The following is a 20,254-nucleotide window of genomic DNA, read 5'->3' on the forward strand; positions in this document are numbered from 1 at the left end:
CTTATCCATAAAAATGACAATTATTGTTCCTAAGTTATTTAAAGTTTTTTGTTGGGGCTTTGATTTTTTAAAAAATCAAAGCCCCAACAAAACTTACACAACTAAAGGGAGGGTGCCGGTCTCATAGATGTTCTTTTTATCATATAATCAAATCCACTATCAGAATCAGGTTGAACGCATTTAAAAATGCGAGTTATTTATAAAATTAAGAACTTTGTCGGATGAACTGGCAAACATTCTTTCAAGACGTTCCCGATTTTCGTATAAATCGCCTTAAGAGACATAATTTATTAGACATTTTAGTCATATCAGTCTGTGCCTTCGTATGCGGTGCAGACGATTTTGAAGGTATTGCCTTGTATGGAACTCAAAAGAGTCTTTTCCCAGAACATTTTTGGAATTACCTAATGGTATACCTTCGCTTGATACTTTTAATAGAGTATTAAAATTTTTAGATAAAGATGCTTTTGCTGATAGCCTTTATCGTTGGTCAAAAAAAAATTATCAACTCTCAATGAGAAATATACACAAATCAATATTGATGGAAAAGTTCTTAGAGCAACAGCTAAATTTGGGAATAAAAAATCAGGACTTTGTTTATTAAGTACTTGGTTTTCTGACCATAAACTAATCTTAGGACAACAAAAAGTAGATTCAAGATCCAATCGCAACGGCGAACCGTGAAAAGACGGCAGTTCCAAACTTGCTTAATAGTCTTGATTTAAAAGATAGTCTCGTAACCATTGATGCCATTGCTTGCAATGTCAAAAACGCAGATATAATTACCTCAAAACAAGGGCATTATATATTAGCCTTGAAGAATAACAACAAACATATTTATCAGCAAGTCAGTGAAAGATTAGCCCAAATAAAACCTCAACTTCCTAAAAATGAACACATTGACTTTGGTAGTGGACGCATCGAAACTCGAACATGTTATGTTGAAAATGACCTAACACTCTACGATGATTTAGCCCCTTGGCAACATCTTAAAAGCATTACTATCATAGAATCGACAAGGGAAATTAAGGATAAAATTAGTTTTGAAACCCGTTATTATTTGAGTGATTTAAAACCTGAACCTAAGGATTTTAACCAATATATTCGCAATCATTGGAGTATAGAAAATAGCTTGCATTGGCAATTAGACGTTACTTTTCGAGAAGATTTGCAAAGAACTCAAGCTGGAAACGCTTCCGAAAATTTAGCCATTATTCGTAAATTATCTTTGCAATTACTCAATAAAATAACTGACAAAGAAAGTTAGCAGGTTGGAATGACCAATATCTAATCGAACTACTCTATAATATTTAAATGGGTTTAACCTGTATAAGAATTACCCTTCTTAGCATTTGGGAAAACTTCATTAATTTTGGTACTTGAATTAGTGAAAACACCTTTCATCAAATATTTAGGTCTCTTATTTAAAAGGTCTTCTAAATTTTCTTTAGACCATTCTAAATCAATTAAAATCTGGTTGAATTTTTCCCTTTGAAATCCACGAACGAGTACTATTTTTTATAGATGTTAGTTCTAAGAGCAATAACACTCCCTAAATTTAGACTGACACAGTTCGGTGAACAGACTCATCGTAATCTTAGTAATACAATAAAAAAAGATTGACAGTCAATTCAGTTTTTAAACCCTAATACTGTCAAGCTTTTTTAGGATGTGACAGAGTAATCGCAAAGCATATATAGGCTATCGCACGGCAAATATAGGCTAATTAACCTCATCCCCCAGCCCCTGTGCGGGCCACCCTTCTCCTTCTGAGAAGGGGAGCAGTTTCTTGGATTTAATAATTGACTGTCAGATACTTAATGTGTTGTTTTTTAGGTTATTTCTTTTTCTTAAAAGACTCCAAACTCATTTATTAATCCTCGAAAACAAAAAGCCCCCTCTCAACAGGAGAGGGGGTTGGGGGGTGAGGTCTTTATACTGTTTATAAGCTATTACTCAAAACCAATAAACACATCCTATTTCACAAGCTTAGTCACCGCAGTAACTTTAGCTCCCACAGGAATATTTTTAATCGTTTTTACGATTGGAACAACCTGTTTTTCTAAAGTTGAACCAACATCAGTCGTATGCACAGCGATATATGGAGCAATTACTAAAGACACAATCGACATCAGCTTAATCAAAATATTCATAGATGGGCCAGAAGTATCTTTGAAAGGGTCACCCACAGTATCACCTGTTACAGAAGCCTTATGTGGTTCTGATTTTTTATAATACATTACGCCATCAATTAAAACACCTTTTTCAAAAGACTTTTTAGCATTGTCCCAAGCACCACCAGCGTTAGATTGGAAAATACCCATCAATACACCCGAAACAGTAACACCTGCCAATAAACCACCTAACACCTCAGGCCCCATAGTAAAGCCAATGATTACAGGGGTAATCAAAGCAATAGCACCCGGTAAAATCATTTGTTTGATAGAAGCCTCGGTAGAAATAGCTACGCATTTTTCATATTCGGGTTCTGCTTTATATTCCATAATACCCGGAATTTCACGGAACTGACGACGTACTTCATTTACCATTTCCATCGCTGCTTTTCCTACCGCCGAAATACACAAGGCACTAAAGATAAATGGAATCATACCACCGATAAATAAACCTGCTAAAACATCAGCTTTATAAATATCAATGGCTTTAATGCCTGCAATACCTACAAATGCCGCAAACAAAGCTAAAGAAGTAAGAGCAGCCGAAGCAATAGCAAAACCTTTACCTGTGGCTGCGGTAGTGTTACCTACGGCATCTAAATTATCTGTACGCTCACGTACTTCTGGAGGAAGTTGAGACATTTCAGCAATACCACCAGCATTATCAGCAATAGGACCAAAAGCATCAATCGCCAATTGCATAGCCGTTGTAGCCATCATCCCTGCGGCTGCAATAGATACCCCATACAAACCAGCGAACTTATAAGAAAGAATAATACCACCTGCTAAAACCAAAATAGGTAATACGGTAGATTCCATCCCAACAGCCAAACCACCAATGATATTAGTAGCGTGTCCAGTACCAGATTTTTCGATGATAGAAAGCACTGGTCTTTTACCCATAGCGGTATAATATTCAGTAATCATCGACATCAAAGCACCCACTACTAATCCGACAACGATAGCCAAGAATACACCATTAGAAGTAAATTCAAAACCACGAAGATTAAGTGTTTCTGGTAAAATATTTTTTACTAAGAAATACGAAGTAATAAAAGTAATGATGATGGAAATCCAGTTACCCAAGTTCAAGGCATTCTGTACCGAAGAAGTTTCACTTTTGATTTTCACAAAGAAAGTAGAAACCAATGAAGCTAATAAACCTACGCCTGCTATCAACATAGGTAACAACACAGGCGAAAAGCCTTCGTAGTTATCTGTTACTTCAATTTCTTGTCCGAGTACCATTGTTGCTAAAATAGTGGCTACATAAGAACCAAATAAGTCAGCACCCATCCCAGCTACGTCACCTACGTTATCACCCACGTTGTCGGCAATAGTGGCAGGGTTACGCACGTCATCTTCTGGAATTCCTGCTTCTACTTTACCTACTAAGTCAGCACCCACATCGGCAGCTTTTGTATAAATCCCCCCTCCTACTCTGGCAAAAAGAGCGATAGATTCAGCACCCAAAGAAAAACCTGCCAATACTTCAATAGCAGTTTTCATTTCATCAGAAGTAAGTGCCTGACCTTGAGCAAAAATATTATAAAAGGCAATGAACAAACCGCCAAGCCCCAAAATTGCCAAGCCAGCAACGCCCATGCCCATTACTGAACCACCAGTAAAAGAAACATCAAGTGCTTTAGAAAGCGAAGTACGAGCAGCCTCAGCAGTACGCACGTTTGCTTTAGTAGCAATACGCATACCGATATAACCAGCAGTCGCAGACAACAATGCACCGATTAAAAAGGAAATAGCAATAAGAGGAGAAGAATGAATAGGATGTTCAGGTGTGCCAGTATCAGAGCCTAACCAGAACAATAAAAGTGCAGTAGGAATGGCAAAATAAGCTAATACCTTCCATTCGGCTTTTAAGAAAGCAATAGCTCCATCAGCAATATAACCTGAGAGCTTTTGCATCTCGGCATTTCCTGCTGGTTGGTTGGAAACCCAGCTAAATCGCCAAGCGGTATAGAGCAATCCTACAATGCCAAAGGCTGGTACTAAGTAAACGATGTTGTTCATAGTGGTAAAAAAGGATTTTGATTGAAAGTTTGTGTTTAATAATTCATAGCTAATTGTACAAATATACATTTTTAAGTTTCGTATTAAAAAACTATTTCAAGAAAAAATTGGACTAAAAATATCTTTTTGTCAATTAAATAATGTTTAATTATAATTAATTTTGTTTTTCGTATCAAAAACAGATGCTTTTTTACGACCACTAATCTATACTGAACTAAAAACGTTATTTTTTGAACTTAATTCGTTAATACTTTATCTATATTTCTTCTCAAATTTGTACCATAGAATCTTAATTATTAAAAACAATATGCAACCAACAACATTATTCGACAAAGTATGGGATGCCCACGTTGTTCGTAAAATCGAAGACGGCCCTGATGTATTCTTCATTGACCGTCATTTTATTCATGAAGTTACCAGTCCAGTTGCTTTCTTAGGCTTAGAAACAAGAGGTATCGGGGTGATGTTCTCGAATCGTACTTTTGCTACGGCAGACCATAATACTCCTACAATCAATCAACATCTTCCAGTAGCTGACCCACTTTCTGCTAATCAGTTGAAAGCCTTAGAAACAAATACTGCGAAATATGGTATTTCTCACTGGGGTTTGAATAATCCTAAAAATGGTATTGTACACGTAGTTGGACCAGAAAATGGGATCACTCTTCCGGGTATGACAATCGTTTGTGGTGACTCACATACTTCTACGCATGGTGCTTTTGGTGCAATTGCTTTCGGTATTGGTACTTCTGAGGTTGAAATGGTACTTTCATCTCAGTGTATTATGCAGCCTAAGCCAAAGAAAATGCGTGTAAACGTAAATGGCCCACTTGGCAAAGGTGTTACGCCAAAAGACGTTACTTTATATATCATCTCTAAATTAACTACTGCTGGTGCAACTGGTTATTTTGTAGAATATGCAGGTGATGTATTTGAAAATATGTCAATGGAAGGTCGTATGACAGTTTGTAACATGAGTATCGAAATGGGTGCTCGTGGAGGTATGATTGCTCCAGACCAAACTACTTTCGATTATCTTGAAGGTCGTGAACAAAGTCCAAAAGGCGAAGCTTGGGATAAAGCATTAGCTTATTGGAAAACATTGAAAACTGACGCAGATGCTGTATTCGATAAAGAATATACTTTTGATGCTGCTGATATTGAGCCAATGATTACTTATGGTACAAACCCAGGTATGGGTATTGGTATCTCTAAAAATATTCCAACGGCTGAATCAGTAGAAGGCGGTAAAGCTACTTATGATAAATCATTAAACTACATGGGTTTTGGCGAGCAAGAAAGTATGCTTGGCAAGAAAGTAGATTATGTTTTCATCGGAAGTTGTACAAACGGACGTATCGAAGATTTCCGTGCCTTTGCTTCAATCGTAAAAGGACGCAAGAAAGCTGACCATATCACTGCTTGGATTGTTCCAGGTTCACACATTGTTGAAGCACAAATCCGTGAAGAAGGTATTTATGATATTCTTACAGAAGCAGGCTTCCAATTACGTCAACCGGGCTGTTCGGCTTGTTTAGCAATGAATGACGATAAGATTCCAGCAGGTAAATATGCAGTAAGTACTTCAAACAGAAACTTTGAAGGTCGTCAAGGCCCAGGCTCTCGTACATTATTGGCAAGTCCATTAGTAGCGGCGGCGGCTGCGGTTACTGGGGTTGTTACAGATCCAAGAGAGTTATTGTAACAGAGCTGATTTAGATGACACAGAGTTTCACTGAGTCAAAAAGAGAGCCACAGAGTTTATACCTAATAATAATATTCGAAGCTTATGATGGTAAATGATATTACTGGAAAAATAATTGGATGTTGTATAGAGATTCATAAACATTTAGGTCCTGGTTTATTAGAATCAGCCTATGAAGAATGTTTAGCTTATGAACTATCAAAAACAGGTTTATATTTTGAACGACAAAAAACTGTTCCAGTTAACTATAAAGAAATCATACTTGAATATGGTTATCGAATGGATTTTTTAGTTGAAAACAAAGTTGTTGTGGAGTTGAAAAGTGTTGAAGCTTTACACCCCGTTCATGAAGCTCAAGTATTGACATACATGAAATTTGCAGAAAAGAAAGTCGGCTTATTAATCAATTTCAATGTCACAATATTAAAAGATGGCATCCGAAGATTTATTAGATAACATTTAACTCTGTGAATCTCTTTTTAATCTCTGATAAACTCTGTGTAACAAATTGCTAAGTACAAAAAATTAAGATAATCAAAACAAAAATATGGCTTACGATAAATTTAACATACTTCGTTCTTCTGCTGTACCAATGCCAATTGAGAACGTTGATACAGACCAAATTATCCCTGCACGTTTCTTAAAAGCTACTAAACGTGAAGGCTTTGGCGATAACTTATTCCGTGACTGGCGTTATAATACTGACGGTTCACCGAAACAAGATTTTGTATTGAATAACCCAACTTATTCAGGTAAAATCCTTGTAGGTGGACATAACTTCGGTAGTGGTTCAAGCCGTGAACACGCTGCTTGGGCGATTTACGATTATGGCTTCCGTTGTGTAGTATCAAGCTTCTTCGCTGATATTTTCAAAGGAAATGCTATTAATGTGGGTATTCTTCCAGTACAAGTAAGTCCAGCATTTTTGGACAAAATCTTTACTGCCATCGAAGCAGACCCTGCCACTGAATTAGTAGTAGATTTACCAGCACAAACTATTACGATTCTTGCTACGGGCGAACAAGAAAGTTTTGCAATCAACGGCTATAAGAAAAATAATCTTATCAATGGCTTTGATGATATAGACTATCTTCAAGCAATGAAGGAAGAAATAGCTGGTTTTGCCAATAAAAGTATTTATTAAGAGCTTTAAGCTGTGAGCTATGAGCTGTGAGCTATAAGCTGTGAGTTTTGAGTTCTGAGTTATGTGCGTTGAGTATAAACTTCAAGTGAAAATATTGTAGTTTAAAACTCAAAGCTAAAGGCTCACAACTCATAGCTCAAAGCTTATAGCTCACAGCTCATAGCTCATAGCTTGCCGCTTACAGCAAATATATGCGACACATAGAAATAATGGATACGACACTCCGTGATGGTGAACAAACCAGTGGAGTGTCTTTTTCGGCTACTGAGAAATTAGCAATCGCTCAATTATTATTAAAAGAAGTAAAAGTTGATCGTTTGGAAGTAGCTTCTGCAAGAGTATCCGACGGTGAATTTCAAGCGGTAAAAAAAATTACCTCTTGGGCAAGCGATAACGGATTGATTGATAAAATCGAAGTATTGACCTTTGTTGATGGCGAAACTTCGGTGAATTGGATGATTGAAGCAGGGGCAAAAGTGATGAATCTTCTAACAAAAGGTTCGATGAATCACCTCACGCACCAACTCAAGAAAACCCCAGAACAACACTTTTCGGAAATTTCAAAAGTAATTACTTTAGCTCGTTCTAAAGACATTCAGTGCAATGTTTATTTAGAAGATTGGAGTAATGGTATGCGTAATTCTCCCGAATATGTTTTCCAATTTTTAGATTTTCTAAGTACTCAGCCCATCAAAAGAGTATTATTACCTGATACTTTGGGCGTACTTACACCGCACGAAAGCTATGATTACATTTATCAAATTGTAAATCGTTATCCGAATCAACACTTTGATTTTCATGCTCATAACGACTATGATTTAAGTATTGCCAACGTGATGGAAGCCGTTAGAGCAGGTGTACAAGGACTTCATTTAACGGTAAATGGTATGGGCGAAAGAGCAGGAAATGCTCCTTTGGCAAGTACTATTGCGGTTTTAAAAGACTTTATGCCTGAAGTAGAGACTTCTGTGGTGGAAGGCTCGCTTTATTCGGTGAGTAAATTGGTTGAAACTTTTTCTGGATTTAGAATTCCTGTAAATAAACCCGTAGTAGGTGAAAACGTTTTCACACAAACAGCGGGTATTCATGCCGACGGAGATAACAAAAACAATTTGTACTTCAACGACCTGATGCCAGAACGCTTCGGTAGAGAACGTAAATACGCTTTGGGGAAAACTTCAGGAAAAGCCAATATAGAGAAGAATCTTCAAAAATTAGGCATTAAATTATCACAAGAAGACCTCAAGAAAGTAACGCAACGCATCATTGAACTTGGCGACCGCAAGGAAGTAGTTACTCAAGAAGATTTGCCTTATATTATCTCAGATGTAATTGATAGTAATACGGTTGAAGAAAAAGTAGAAGTAATCAATTATGTATTGACGCACTCTAAAAATCTTCGCCCTTCAGCTACGGTAAGAGTAAAAATCGAAGAGCAAATTTTTGAAGAAAACGCACAAGGCGATGGTCAGTACGATGCTTTTATGAATGCTTTGAAAAAGATTTACCTTAAAAAAGAAGTAAATCTACCAATGCTTCGTGACTACGCTGTAAGGATTCCACCCGGAGGAAATACAGATGCCCTTTGTGAAACCATCATTACTTGGGAACATATCGGAAAAGAATTCAAAACCAGAGGCTTAGATTCAGACCAAACAGTATCAGCCATTAAAGCAACTCAAAAAATGCTGAATTTGATTTAGAATTAGTGAGTTGCTATTGAGTGAGTTAGTGAATTGTGATTTAGTGATTACACACTGTGTTATCCAATTTACAAAAAACTAAAGTATTAAATGTTAAAATTCTTAAGTCTTGATTCTTTTATCTTGAATCCTAAAGTCCAGAATTCTCAAGTCTTGAATCTTACTTCTTGTATCTTGAATCTATCTTAAAATCTAATAATCCTTTAGTCTTAAAGTCCTCAAGTCTTGAATCTTGTGTCTAAAGTCTAAAAAAGTCTAAATAAAAAAATAAATGAAATTAAACATCGCAGTATTATCTGGTGACGGAATTGGCCCAGAAGTAATCGACCAAGCGTTAAAAGTTGTCAATGCTATTGGTAAAAAATATAACCACGAAATCAATCTTACTCATGCACTTACGGGAGCAGTAGCGATTGATGAAACAGGAAATCCTTATCCAGACGAAACGCACGAAATCTGTATGCAAGCAGATGCCGTATTGTTCGGAGCAATCGGTCATCCACGTTTTGATAACGACCCTTCTGCAAAAGTTCGTCCTGAGCAAGGTTTGTTGGCAATGCGTAAGAAATTAGGATTGTATGCCAATATCCGTCCTACTTTAGTATTCCCTTCTTTGTTACATAAATCACCATTAAGAAGAGAATTAATCGAAAATGCAGACTTTGTTTGTATTCGTGAACTAACTGGCGGTATCTATTTCGGCGATAAAGGCAGAAACGAAACTCGTGATAAAGCTTGGGACGTATGCGAATATACGAAACCAGAAGTTGAAAGAATCGTTCGTTTGGCTTATGAGTACGCAATGAAGCGTCGTAAGAAACTTTGTATCGTTGACAAAGCAAACGTATTAGAAACTTCAAGACTTTGGAGAGAAGTAGCACAAGGAATCGAAAAAGAATATCCAGAAGTAGCTACTGAATACTTATTCGTTGACGCTGCGGCTATGCGTATCATCCAATGGCCAGAAGGTTTCGACGTAATGGTGACAGAAAATATGTTTGGTGACATCTTAACGGACGAAGCTTCTGTAATCTCTGGTTCTATGGGCTTAATGCCATCAGCTTCTATTGGTTTACATACTTCTGTATTCGAACCAATCCACGGAAGTTACCCACAAGCGGCTGGTAAAAACATTGCTAACCCTCTTGGAACTGTACTTTCAGCAGCAATGATGTTTGAATATGCTTTCAAATTGATGGACGAAGCAAATGAAATCAAAGACATCGTTAATAAATCATTAGCAGAAGGCATCGTTACGGTTGATATTGCAGATGGTGGCAAAGCATACTCTACTTCAGAAGTAGGTGACTGGTTAGCGTCACAGATTGTGTAATTTGTACTATCTTCTTTTTCTAAAAAAGCTTTCGAATTCTCTTTCGAGAGCTTTTTTTATTCCTTTTCCTCCACCCTAACAATTATTGCATCATCTATTTCAGTAGTATAGCGTTTGGAAAGTTGTTTTTGTTTCATCTTCCATGTTCTTGATAAGTCTTGGGTGGCTAATTTGATTTTGTTTGTCCCTGTTTTTTGATTGATTTTGTCGATTACTTCCATCAATTTCTGATGTTTGGGATTGCTATTGGCGAATAAGTTCATCTGCTGTGTGGCTGATGGACTAAAATCCATCACTATTACGCCTGCTTTCTTGTATGCTAAACCTTTTTTAAAGATTTTTTCTAAGGCTTTTGTCGCAAATTGAGCAATTTCTATGTTTGAATTGGTCGGATAGGGCAATTGCATCACATAACTATTGCTATACTGCTCTAATTCTTTTCTATGGCGATTGGTTTTTAGAAAAACCATGAGTGCATTACAACATGATTGTTGCTTTCGTAGCTTTTCGGCACAACTAATGGCAAATGTGATGACTCTTTCTTTTATGTATTCATAATCCGTGTAGTTTTTATCAAAACTTCTGGTAGTGGCAATATTCTTTTTGTCTTCTACTACTTCTAAATCAAGACAATTGATGCCTAATAACTCTTTGTATAAACGTAAACCTACTATTCCCATGAGCTTTTGTACCCATGCTTCATTGCGTTGAGTAAAATCATACGCAGTATTGATACCTTCTTTCTTCAATGTTTTGCTTAGTCGATAACCAATGCCCCAAACGTCTTCTATGGCAAGCCATTTCAAAGCCTTAATCCTCTTTTCTTCGTTATCAATCAGATAAACATTGCCTGTTTTGTCTGGAAATTTTTTGGCAATCCTATTCGCTACTTTAGCGAGTACTTTGGTTGGGGCTATTCCTACGCTGATAGGAATTCCTGTGCCTTTGGTAACACGGTATCGTATCTTGTTACCGTATTCTTGTAAATTGAAATACGCTTCAAAGCCTTCAAACTTTAAAAAGGCTTCGTCGATGCTATAAACTTCAATATCGGGTGAAAACTCGGCTAACAAAGTCATCACACGATTACTCATGTCGCCATATAATGGATAATTGGACGATACTACATGGATATTTTCTTTTTTAAAAAAGGCTTCGTACTGATAAGCTACTGCTCCCATAGGTACACCTTTTTCTTTTGCTTCATTACTTCTCGAAATCACACAACCATCATTATTCGACAGTACAACAATAGGTTGTTTTCTCAACTTTGGCTGAAAAACTCGCTCACAAGAAGCATAAAAGTTATTACAATCTACTAATGCAAACATCCTTTTTAGGAGTGATGAATTGTGAATGATGAATTATGAATGAAATTAGTCGTCATCAAAGATTAAATCATCACAATATACCTAATCATTGAATTAAGACTTAATCAATTTAGCTTTTGCATAATCTCTTTAATGTTTTTGTATAGAAAAAGTAACGATTCCCCAAATCTCAAAATCATTATATTCGGTAATTTTGGTTGGTTGATAGTTTTTATTGGCTGGCATTAGCCATATACCGTCTTTATTTACTTTCAAACGCTTCAATACAAATTCCCCATCTAAAATACATACCGCTATTTTTCCATCTGTTGGTTCAAGAGACTTATCTATGATTAGCAAATCTTTATGCCCTATACCCGAATCCATCATTGATACACCATCCGTAAACGCAATGAAGGTTGTTGAAGGATTTTTGATAAGGTATTTGTTTAAATCTATCGCTGTATCTAAAAAATCTGCGGCAGGCGAAGGAAATCCAGCACTAATTCCTCCTTCTATTAAAGGTAATTCTAAGCTTGTTTCAGATGAAACAGCATATATTTTTAATGCTCCTTTGGTTGAAATGGCTTTTACGTTCATAAATCTAAAATACTACATTTTTGTAACAAACAAAATGGTTTTTGGTTTTGATAATTTTTGAATGTTGTCAAAACTCCGTAGGCTTGTTTTAAATCAACAAGCTTATGCTTTCAATCTCTATTTCCTTTCACAAGATTTTATAGTTTTAGAAAATTAAACAACAAGTATTTATACACTAATTTACCCCTTGTATGACCTTCCACTTGTCTCGTTTATTGCAAGAAATGAGATGTAGAAACTAAAAATCCCCTCTTTGTTGAAAAGGGGATTCTGACTCAAGCTTTCATTAAAGAATAATTGATTATTAGCTTCTTTTTAGGTAATCACTAATAATAAACATCTACCAATTTTATCTATTATTCTTTTAACTGCACTTCTACCCTATTGATTTTACCCATTTTTACCTGAAATCCAACGATTGTACTTGTCTGATAGCCAGCGGCTTGAACATTGATTTGATAAATTCCTGTCTTTAGGGGTTTTATACCAAAAAGTCCATCTTTATCACTTTGCGTACTCATCGTTGTTTCTCCCGAAATACTAATTTCTGCTCCTTGAATAAGCTTTCCGTCTGAGCTACTGATAACTTTTCCTTTTAATTGGGTCGTAACAGTATTAGGAGCATCTATTTGTCTTACTTTTTTGTAAGCTTTTACAAAATCTGGATTCGTTTTATTGAATACGATAACTAATTTATCCAAACGATTTTTCAATAAATCATCTATTTCATTAATGGAGTTTGAAATGTTGGCAGAAAAGCTTGATTTTTCAGACTTTGTGGTTTTTCCTTTGGGCAAAACAGCATTATAAGTTTCCATTGCTTCTTCTAATTGTGCCAAAAGTTGTGCATTTACACCAAAGTCTGTTAATACACTAAGATTGTCGAAAGCTGCCTTATAAATATTACTAACAGTAGGTACAATAACGTCTTCCCTTAAACGCTTTAGTTCGCTGTAAGAATACTTGACTTCATCTTTTAACACCTTGTTCTGAATGGTATCTGCATAGGCAAATACTAATCCAGCAATATCTGCGGCTAATGCAGACAAATTGTCTTTGGCTTTAGTCTTGTCTTCTGTAATCCCAGCCGTGTGCTTAATTTCTAAAGAAAGGTAATTGGTGATATTGGTAATGAGGGCATCTAATTGGCTTAAACCTTGTGAAAATGCCACATTGTCTGCAACAATGCTGTTGTTGCTTTTGCATAACAATTGTACGCTACGGTACATATTAAGCTTAGATTCTTGAATTGCATTCATGTTGTTTGGTAGTTGGGGAAAAATAAAATGTAGGTATCAAAAAAGGTAAACTACTCACTCAATGTTTTAAACAAGGCTCTCGATGTTTCAACTTAATTATTCATTTTTCATTGATAATTTATCAAATCATAAAAATATTTGCTCAATGCTTTTAACGAATTGCTCAATGTTGTAGCATAATTACTCATTGATAGAAACTATTTATTCAATGTTAGACATTAATTGCTCATTGATTGACACGACTTAGTGATTGTTAAAACATAATTGCTGATAGATACAGTCAATTTGGTCAATGCGTGATATTAATAGGCTAATGATTGACATAATTTTATCAATGTTGAAGCATAATTGAACCTTGATACAGGCAAATACATTCTTTTTAACAACAGACTGTTCAATGATGAATCAGATTTGTCTATTGTTTAACAAAAATTACTCGTTGATTTACAATAATTGATTGTTGTGTAGTAAGTATAGCTACTTGTTTGAACAATGAATATTATTGTATTAGACATAGCGACCATTGCTTTACGATTAATTGTTTTAGGGCAATTAATTGTAAGTGTTTTTTAGACCAATGCCTTGCAGAAGACAAACAGGTCAATCTTGGGTTATAGGAAATAAATACGACTTGTGTTGCTTACTCCAAAGAGTAAATGAAATTAGGTTTTGGGTGATAAGATGATGTTTAAATTGTATAATCAAATATAGATAATTTTAACTAAAGATAAAAGAGAAAATACTATTTCTTATTTTGCGGTAAATTTTATTAGCTCAACAAAACTAATTTACCTTTAACACACTCATTAACAGCAATATAGTTGCAAAATAACTCTTTAACGATTACCTAAAAAATCATTAATAGATCAAAAACATTTCCACAAAACTATGAACATTAACCTCAAAAACTATTTATTATTTATCTTATTGATAGTACTCAATGTGGCTTGTACAAAAGACGATAGCGACATAAGCTTGGTATTACCCAACAAAACACAGACTGGTGAACATACTTTTGGTTTTTTATTGAACGAAAAAGTATGGATAAATTACGGACAAGTTTGTTTTCCTTTTGCAGGCGGTTGCAGAGAAAACCTACAAGTATATTATTTCCCTAATAAAAACTTCTTGATTAATGCCGATAAGGTACTTTATAAAAACGGCTCATGGAATACTTCAGAAAGTATTGACATTGCTGTTGACGAATTATTAACGGCTAAAACGTATCGTTCTGTGAATAAAGATAAAGTATCGGCTTTTTACACTTTTGAAGGACAGGGGCAACAACCCAAACAATATCTTCCGCACAAAACTCGTCCTGATTTTAATGTTCGTATCACTACATTAGACAGCGTAAAACGTACAATGTCAGGGGAGTTTAATGGTACATTGTTTAGAGTTGTTGATTTATCAAGTTTGGCTCTTTCAGAAAGCGATTCAATCATTATAAAAGATGGGAGATTTGATGCCAAACTAAAATAGCCAAAAATCATCATAATTAGCTCAATTGAAGCTATTCAGCGAAATTATTTTATCAATTTATTAAAACTTGTTACTTTCCTATTCTAAAAGAATCAAAAACTTTCGAGTAATTTCACTTTGTACCATAATTTTTAAACGATGTATAAGCATTCAAGCAAATCTTTTTGTCTATTTATTTTTACAGTTTTTTCCTTGTTCAGCACCCAAGCACAAGTAATTAAACCAATGCCTGCTGGTGAAGTATTGCTAAACCTCAAAAAACTTAACGTAGTAGGTACTGCTATGTACATAGCGGCACATCCCGACGACGAAAATACGGTTATGCTTTCGTGGTTGGCAAAAGAACGCAAAGTAAGAACGGCTTATTTGTCTATTACCAGAGGTGATGGCGGACAAAACCTTATTGGTTCGGAATTAGGAGACTTATTAGGCGTAATTCGTACCCAAGAATTACTTGCCGCCAGAAATATCGACGGTGCAGAGCAGTTTTTTACCCGTGCTAATGACTTTGGTTTTTCTAAAAACACAGATGAAACTTTACAAATCTGGGGAAAAGAAGCTGTTTTGGCAGATGTTGTTTGGAGAATCAGAAATCTTCGTCCAGATGTGATTATTTGTCGTTTCCCACCAGACGCTCGTGCAGGACACGGCAACCATTCTGCCTCGGCAGCCTTAGCTGAAGAAGCCTTTAAGCTTTCGGGCGACCCAAGCAAGTTTCCTGAGCAACTAAAATATGTAAAACCGTGGCAAGCCAAAAGAGTTGTTTGGAATACTTTCAACTTTGGGGCGGTATCACAGAAACCTACGGAAGGCACATTTATACAAGTTGAGATAGGCGGCTACAATCCTTTACTCGGAAAGGCATATTCTGAGATAGCAGCGGAAAGTCGTTCACAACATAAGTCACAAGGTTTTGGTGTGCCTCGTACTCGTGGATTAAGACCTGAGTATTTTGTACACAAAGCAGGAGATTTGGCAGCCAAAGATGTATTTGATGGCATAGACCTTACATGGAACAGACTAAAAGGAGGCAAAGAAGTAGAAAATTGGATTAATGAAGCGATTAAAAACTATAATCCAGAAAACCCATCTACTATTGTGCCTTCATTAATCAAAGCTTATCAAAGTGTTGATAAACTTGAAGATGAATATTGGAAAGTTCAGAAGAAAAAAGAATTAGAAAACTTAATCATAGCTTGTTCGGGTTTGTACTTTGAGGCAAATCCTAATGAATATTCAGCCTCCGCAGGTGAGAAAATTAACATTTTGGCTACGGCTGTTAAGCGTTCAGATTTCAATATTAGTTTAGAGAAAATCAAATTGGTCGGTTTGGGCAAAGACAGTACTTTTAAAGTAGCATTAGGCAATAATGAATTACAGAGAATCAACTTTTCAGTAGAAATTCCTAAAAATCAAGCCCTCACACAGCCTTTTTGGTTAGCAGAAAAGAAAATGGGTAAAGGAATGTACCGAGTTGATGAACAAACATTGATTGGTATTCCTGAGAAACCAGCAGATTTACAAGCAGAGTTTACTTTCTTGATTGATAATTATCCTTTTACTTTTACCTCTCCTGTAATTTATAAATATACAGATGAAACTCGTGGAGAATTGTATCGTACTTTTGAGATTAGACCAGAAGTAACCGCAAACATTTCAGACAAAGTGTATGTATTTGCCAACGACCAAGCCAAAGAAGTAGAAGTTACTTTAAAATCAGGCAAAAGTAAGACATCAGGAACAGTAAGTTTGGCATTACCAACAGGCTGGAAGTCGAACCCAAGTAGTATTGATTTTAAATTAGATAATAAATACCAAGAACTAAAGGTAGTTTTTAAAGTAACACCTTCTTCTGCAACGCCAGAAGGTACTGTTAAGGCGATTGTAAAGACTGCTAACGGAACTTATGACAGAGGAATTTTAACCGTAGCTTACGACCACATTCCGCCACAGACACTTTTCCCAACAGCAGAGGCTAAAGTGGTAAAATTAGACATCAAAACGAAAGGTAAAAACATCGGTTATATTGTAGGAGCAGGCGATGATGTACCAATGGCTTTGCGTCAGATTGGCTATTCGGTTACCGTTCTTACAGAAAAAGAACTTAATGAAGACTTATCTAAATTTGATGCTATCGTAGTGGGTGTTCGTGCATATAATACAGAAGAACGCCTGACCTATTACCAGAAAAAGCTGATAGAATATGTAGAAAATGGTGGTAATATGGTAGTTCAGTATCAGGTAAATAGTAATTTACAGAAATTAGAAACAGGAATTGGGCCATATCCTTTCAAATTATCAAGAGATAGAGTCACTGTTGAGGAGGCAGAAGTTCGTTTCTTGAAACCAGAAAGTATTTTATTGAACACACCTAATAAAATTACTGCCAAAGATTTTGAAGGATGGATACAAGAAAGAGGTTTGTACTTCTCAAATGATTGGGACGCTAAGTATGAGGCTATTCTTTCGTCTAATGACCCTAACGAAGCCCCAGCAAATGGTGGTTTACTTTATGCAAAGCACGGAAAAGGCAACTATATCTTTACTGGATATGCCTTTTTCAGACAATTACCCGCAGGAGTTTCGGGTGCGTACCGCTTATTTGCTAATTTAATCTCAGCAGGAAAGTAAATAGCTTTAAGTTATGAGCTATGAGCCTTGAGAGTTAAGCCTTGAGTTGTGAGCAAAGAGCTTTGAGTTGAGATATTTGCTTATTGAATTCTAAGATTAAAATTTAGAAAAATGAGCAATGAATCTTGAATCAATATTTAAAATATTAGCTCAAGACTCATCGCTCATAACTCATGGCTCATAGCTAAAAACTCTAAACTCACTGCTCAAAGCTCAAGGCTTATAACTATCTATTAAACTTAATCCTCAAAACGGTAGCGTCGTATTTACCATTGACAAAGTTGCCGACTACTTCCAGTCCAAAAAGTTTACCAATGCCCGCAAGTCCATAGCCAACTTCTACATAATTAAACTGTTGGTTAGGTATTTTTAGATAATTGGCAAAGACAGATTCCTTTAAGCCATAAATTCTCAATGGCGTGATTTGCGTTAATAACAATTTGTTGAAATCGTGTTGGGCAAAAACTTCTACGTAATTGCTGGTGGTACTGTGCCAATAATAATCTAAGTTGCGGAAAGCATCAAATCTGAAAGAACGAAGAATGGTGAGGTTTCCATTAAAATGTTTGTAATCAATAAAGTAATCAGGTTTTTGCAAGAAACCTCCATAGTTAGCCAAAACGTGTAAATTGCCCAGTCTTTCTAAATCAAAAAACTGTTCGTAAGAGCCTTGCAAACGAGAAAAACTACTTTCAGACAATAATCCATTCGTAGATTTTAGTTTTAAAGAAGGGTTTCCTTGATTAACAGTATATTCTCTATCATTGAATTTACGCTTTTTAGCAAAAGGTCGCCAAATGATTTCCCCCTCTGCCAAGAATGTTTGATGTTTATCAAAACTTGTATTGGCTAATTCAAGATTTTTAGGTTGATTTGAACTAAAAGTTTTGTCTTTTACATCAATCCATGACTTGAAATTAGGAGCGTTTTCTAATTGTATTCTTTCGGCATACTCAACATTCAATCTTGCGGTAATTTTTTCAGAAAAACGATTTCTGTATTCAAACTTAACGAAGTCTTTTTGATAGATTTTTAAGTAATTTATCTCACCGAGCGTAGTATAAAGTGTATTTACAAAATCAGAAATAGGGTTTTCATCATTAAATTGATGTGTTAATCTTCCCATTTTTACCTCGAAAGATTGTTGATTTTTTAAATGGTAATATCCCAAGTCCCAGTTAAAAGCCTTTCTACCAAAAGCATATTTTACATCCGCAAAAAGAGAAGTTCTTTTTACTAATTTCTCACGGGTTTCATATTTGAAAGAAGCCTGCGTACCGTAGCCATCAACGGTATTCAAATAAATTTGATTGAGTGGAGAAGAATAGGTAAACGAACGTGGATAGAAGCTAAAAAGCTTATCTCTTTTGCCATAATTGTATGTATGCCCCATCAAAAGATGTCCAAATTTGAAAACTGGCAAATTCTTGATGGAATCTTTTTTATAGTTTTCTTCATTGGTTTTAGCAATGCTGTCGGCTTGTGCATAACCCTTGATTTCTAAGGTCGTTAGTGGCACTTGTCTTTCCTGATTCCAGAACTCAGTATTCTTTTTATCGTGCAAACTATCTATTTCTATGCTATAAGAACGCACTAAATCAACATCTTCCCCTTTTTGTTTACGCTCTTTTTTATCTTCTTTTTCTGCTTCTTTCAAAAACTTGCTCAATTGCTTACGAGTTATTTGCTTTTGAGCCAATGCCGATTTTGTATTTATCTTTTGTCCTTTCAAATCCTTAGCTTCGGCTTTATCAATTTTCTCATCAATTACCACAGGTCTTTGATGATACTTCTCATTAAGAGCAACGGAGTAATTTCTGACGTTTGTAACATAATTAAAGAAACCTTTGAAACCAAAAGCATCAAAATCTGAACGGAAAGTATAACTTACAGGCAACCAGATTTCTTTATTGGGTGCATAAATCATCTTTACGACATTAGAAGTATTATCATCACCAAATCGAAGGTCTATACTATGGATATACCAAGAATCTTCGATGATGTTAATGATACCTTCAAACACATTTTCCCCTCTTGATTTTGGCGTAACCCTGATTTTATTAACCGTTTGTCCGTTTTCAGTAAAGAAACCCTCATATTTGAATTTATAATACGCCAATGCTACTGGCGAAAGTGGAGAAACCATATCGCCAAAAGGTTTTGGTTGATAAAAATTAGTTCTTGAAAAAGGAATAAAGTTTGCTCCTTGGCTCTGTAATTGTTTGGGTAAGTTGTTTCTGGTAGAAATTACTTTCTCTTTTACCGATGAAGGTTGTTTAAAGACCACATCATTGATTGATTCTAAAACATATACTTGTCCAATTTTCAATCCTGATTCTTTTTCTATTTTTTTTCCAGCCAAAGCCTTCATTAAACCCGACACTTCGCTCACTTGTCCAGTACCTTTTACATAAGTGCGAGCCGAAAACTCATTAATTTCTAAAATTTTGAATCTTGCCATAGAAATGGCTTTCCTCATGATAGAATAAGCAGGGTCTTCATTCTTAGCAGTGAATTCTACTTCTTTTAAATTGATAGATTGTTCTTCCAAGATGGCATCAAACGTAATCGACTCCGCTCCTACTTGTACTTTTTTCTCTAATGTTTTATGACCCAAGTACTGAAAGACCAAAGTATAAGTGCCAGCTTCTAAAGAAAGCTCGTATTTGCCATCTTCATTTGCCATTGTTCCCTTACCCGACTCTTTGATGATAATAGAAGCAAAAGAAAGTACTTCGTTTTTGGTGTTTTTTACAGTGCCTTTGATACTTGTCGCCCAAGATAAAGAAGAAGAGAAAATAAAAAAGCAAAAAAATGTAAAGAGGTTCTTAATTGATTTGTTCATTATGGTAATTTAAAAGAGTATGAGGTTAATTCATTGAGTT

13 protein-coding genes and 1 pseudogene are annotated in these 20,254 nt (G+C 35.6%); 9 read left to right on the forward strand and 5 right to left on the reverse strand.

Annotated features, from left to right (window positions below; translation table 11 throughout):
- Nucleotides 1–221: 221 nt before the first annotated feature.
- Nucleotides 222–604: pseudogene (locus tag VB248_RS20110) on the forward strand (transposase family protein).
- A 60-nt stretch (nucleotides 605–664) separates the two neighbouring features.
- Nucleotides 665–1,267, forward strand: a complete 603-nt coding sequence (locus VB248_RS20115; RefSeq protein WP_323298714.1) for an ISAs1 family transposase — start codon at nucleotides 665–667, stop codon at nucleotides 1,265–1,267.
- 709 nt (nucleotides 1,268–1,976) lie between these two features.
- Here the strand turns inward: VB248_RS20115 and VB248_RS20120 are convergent.
- Nucleotides 1,977–4,202: a sodium-translocating pyrophosphatase gene (locus tag VB248_RS20120; RefSeq protein WP_323298627.1), complete on the reverse strand. Its 2,226-nt coding sequence runs from the start codon at nucleotides 4,200–4,202 to the stop codon at nucleotides 1,977–1,979.
- A 307-nt stretch (nucleotides 4,203–4,509) separates the two neighbouring features.
- Here VB248_RS20120 and leuC point away from each other — a divergent pair, with 307 nt between their 5' ends.
- From leuC to leuB, 5 genes are all read left to right on the forward strand, one after another.
- The gene (gene leuC / locus VB248_RS20125; protein ID WP_323298628.1) at nucleotides 4,510–5,907 is read left to right on the forward strand and encodes a 3-isopropylmalate dehydratase large subunit; all 1,398 of its coding nucleotides are present in this window, start codon (nucleotides 4,510–4,512) and stop codon (nucleotides 5,905–5,907) included.
- Nucleotides 5,908–5,991: 84 nt separating this feature from the next.
- Nucleotides 5,992–6,363: a GxxExxY protein gene (locus VB248_RS20130; RefSeq protein ID WP_323298629.1), complete on the forward strand. Its 372-nt coding sequence runs from the start codon at nucleotides 5,992–5,994 to the stop codon at nucleotides 6,361–6,363.
- A 91-nt stretch (nucleotides 6,364–6,454) separates the two neighbouring features.
- On the forward strand, nucleotides 6,455–7,051 hold the full coding sequence (leuD, locus tag VB248_RS20135; protein WP_323298630.1) for a 3-isopropylmalate dehydratase small subunit: 597 nt from the start codon (nucleotides 6,455–6,457) through the stop codon (nucleotides 7,049–7,051).
- Between the two features lie 209 nt (nucleotides 7,052–7,260).
- Nucleotides 7,261–8,754 (forward strand): alpha-isopropylmalate synthase regulatory domain-containing protein, encoded by a 1,494-nt coding sequence (locus VB248_RS20140; RefSeq protein WP_323298631.1) that lies wholly within the window; start codon nucleotides 7,261–7,263, stop codon nucleotides 8,752–8,754.
- Nucleotides 8,755–9,025: 271 nt separating this feature from the next.
- Nucleotides 9,026–10,087 carry a 3-isopropylmalate dehydrogenase gene (gene leuB / locus VB248_RS20145; RefSeq protein ID WP_323298632.1) on the forward strand — a complete coding sequence of 354 codons (1,062 nt, stop codon included), beginning with the start codon at nucleotides 9,026–9,028 and terminating at the stop codon, nucleotides 10,085–10,087.
- A gap of 56 nt (nucleotides 10,088–10,143) precedes the next feature.
- Here leuB and VB248_RS20150 read toward each other — a convergent pair whose 3' ends face one another.
- From VB248_RS20150 to VB248_RS20160, 3 genes are all read right to left on the reverse strand, one after another.
- Nucleotides 10,144–11,418 carry a Y-family DNA polymerase gene (locus VB248_RS20150; protein WP_323298633.1) on the reverse strand — a complete coding sequence of 425 codons (1,275 nt, stop codon included), beginning with the start codon at nucleotides 11,416–11,418 and terminating at the stop codon, nucleotides 10,144–10,146.
- 129 nt (nucleotides 11,419–11,547) lie between these two features.
- A complete protein-coding gene (locus VB248_RS20155; RefSeq protein WP_323298634.1) occupies nucleotides 11,548–11,997 on the reverse strand; it encodes a LexA family protein in 450 nt (149 codons plus the stop codon).
- A 356-nt stretch (nucleotides 11,998–12,353) separates the two neighbouring features.
- Nucleotides 12,354–13,256: a carboxypeptidase-like regulatory domain-containing protein gene (locus VB248_RS20160; protein WP_323298635.1), complete on the reverse strand. Its 903-nt coding sequence runs from the start codon at nucleotides 13,254–13,256 to the stop codon at nucleotides 12,354–12,356.
- A gap of 888 nt (nucleotides 13,257–14,144) precedes the next feature.
- Here VB248_RS20160 and VB248_RS20165 point away from each other — a divergent pair.
- Nucleotides 14,145–14,738: a hypothetical protein gene (locus VB248_RS20165; protein ID WP_323298636.1), complete on the forward strand. Its 594-nt coding sequence runs from the start codon at nucleotides 14,145–14,147 to the stop codon at nucleotides 14,736–14,738.
- 138 nt (nucleotides 14,739–14,876) lie between these two features.
- The gene (locus VB248_RS20170) at nucleotides 14,877–17,369 is read left to right on the forward strand and encodes a PIG-L family deacetylase (protein ID WP_323298637.1); all 2,493 of its coding nucleotides are present in this window, start codon (nucleotides 14,877–14,879) and stop codon (nucleotides 17,367–17,369) included.
- A 226-nt stretch (nucleotides 17,370–17,595) separates the two neighbouring features.
- Here VB248_RS20170 and VB248_RS20175 read toward each other — a convergent pair whose 3' ends face one another.
- Entirely contained in the window at nucleotides 17,596–20,214 is a 2,619-nt protein-coding gene (locus VB248_RS20175; RefSeq protein WP_323298638.1) for a DUF5686 and carboxypeptidase regulatory-like domain-containing protein, read from the reverse strand.
- Nucleotides 20,215–20,254: the final 40 nt, after the last annotated feature.

This window comes from Arcicella rigui (assembly GCF_034929435.1).
In the GTDB taxonomy this organism is placed as follows: domain Bacteria; phylum Bacteroidota; class Bacteroidia; order Cytophagales; family Spirosomataceae; genus Arcicella; species Arcicella rigui.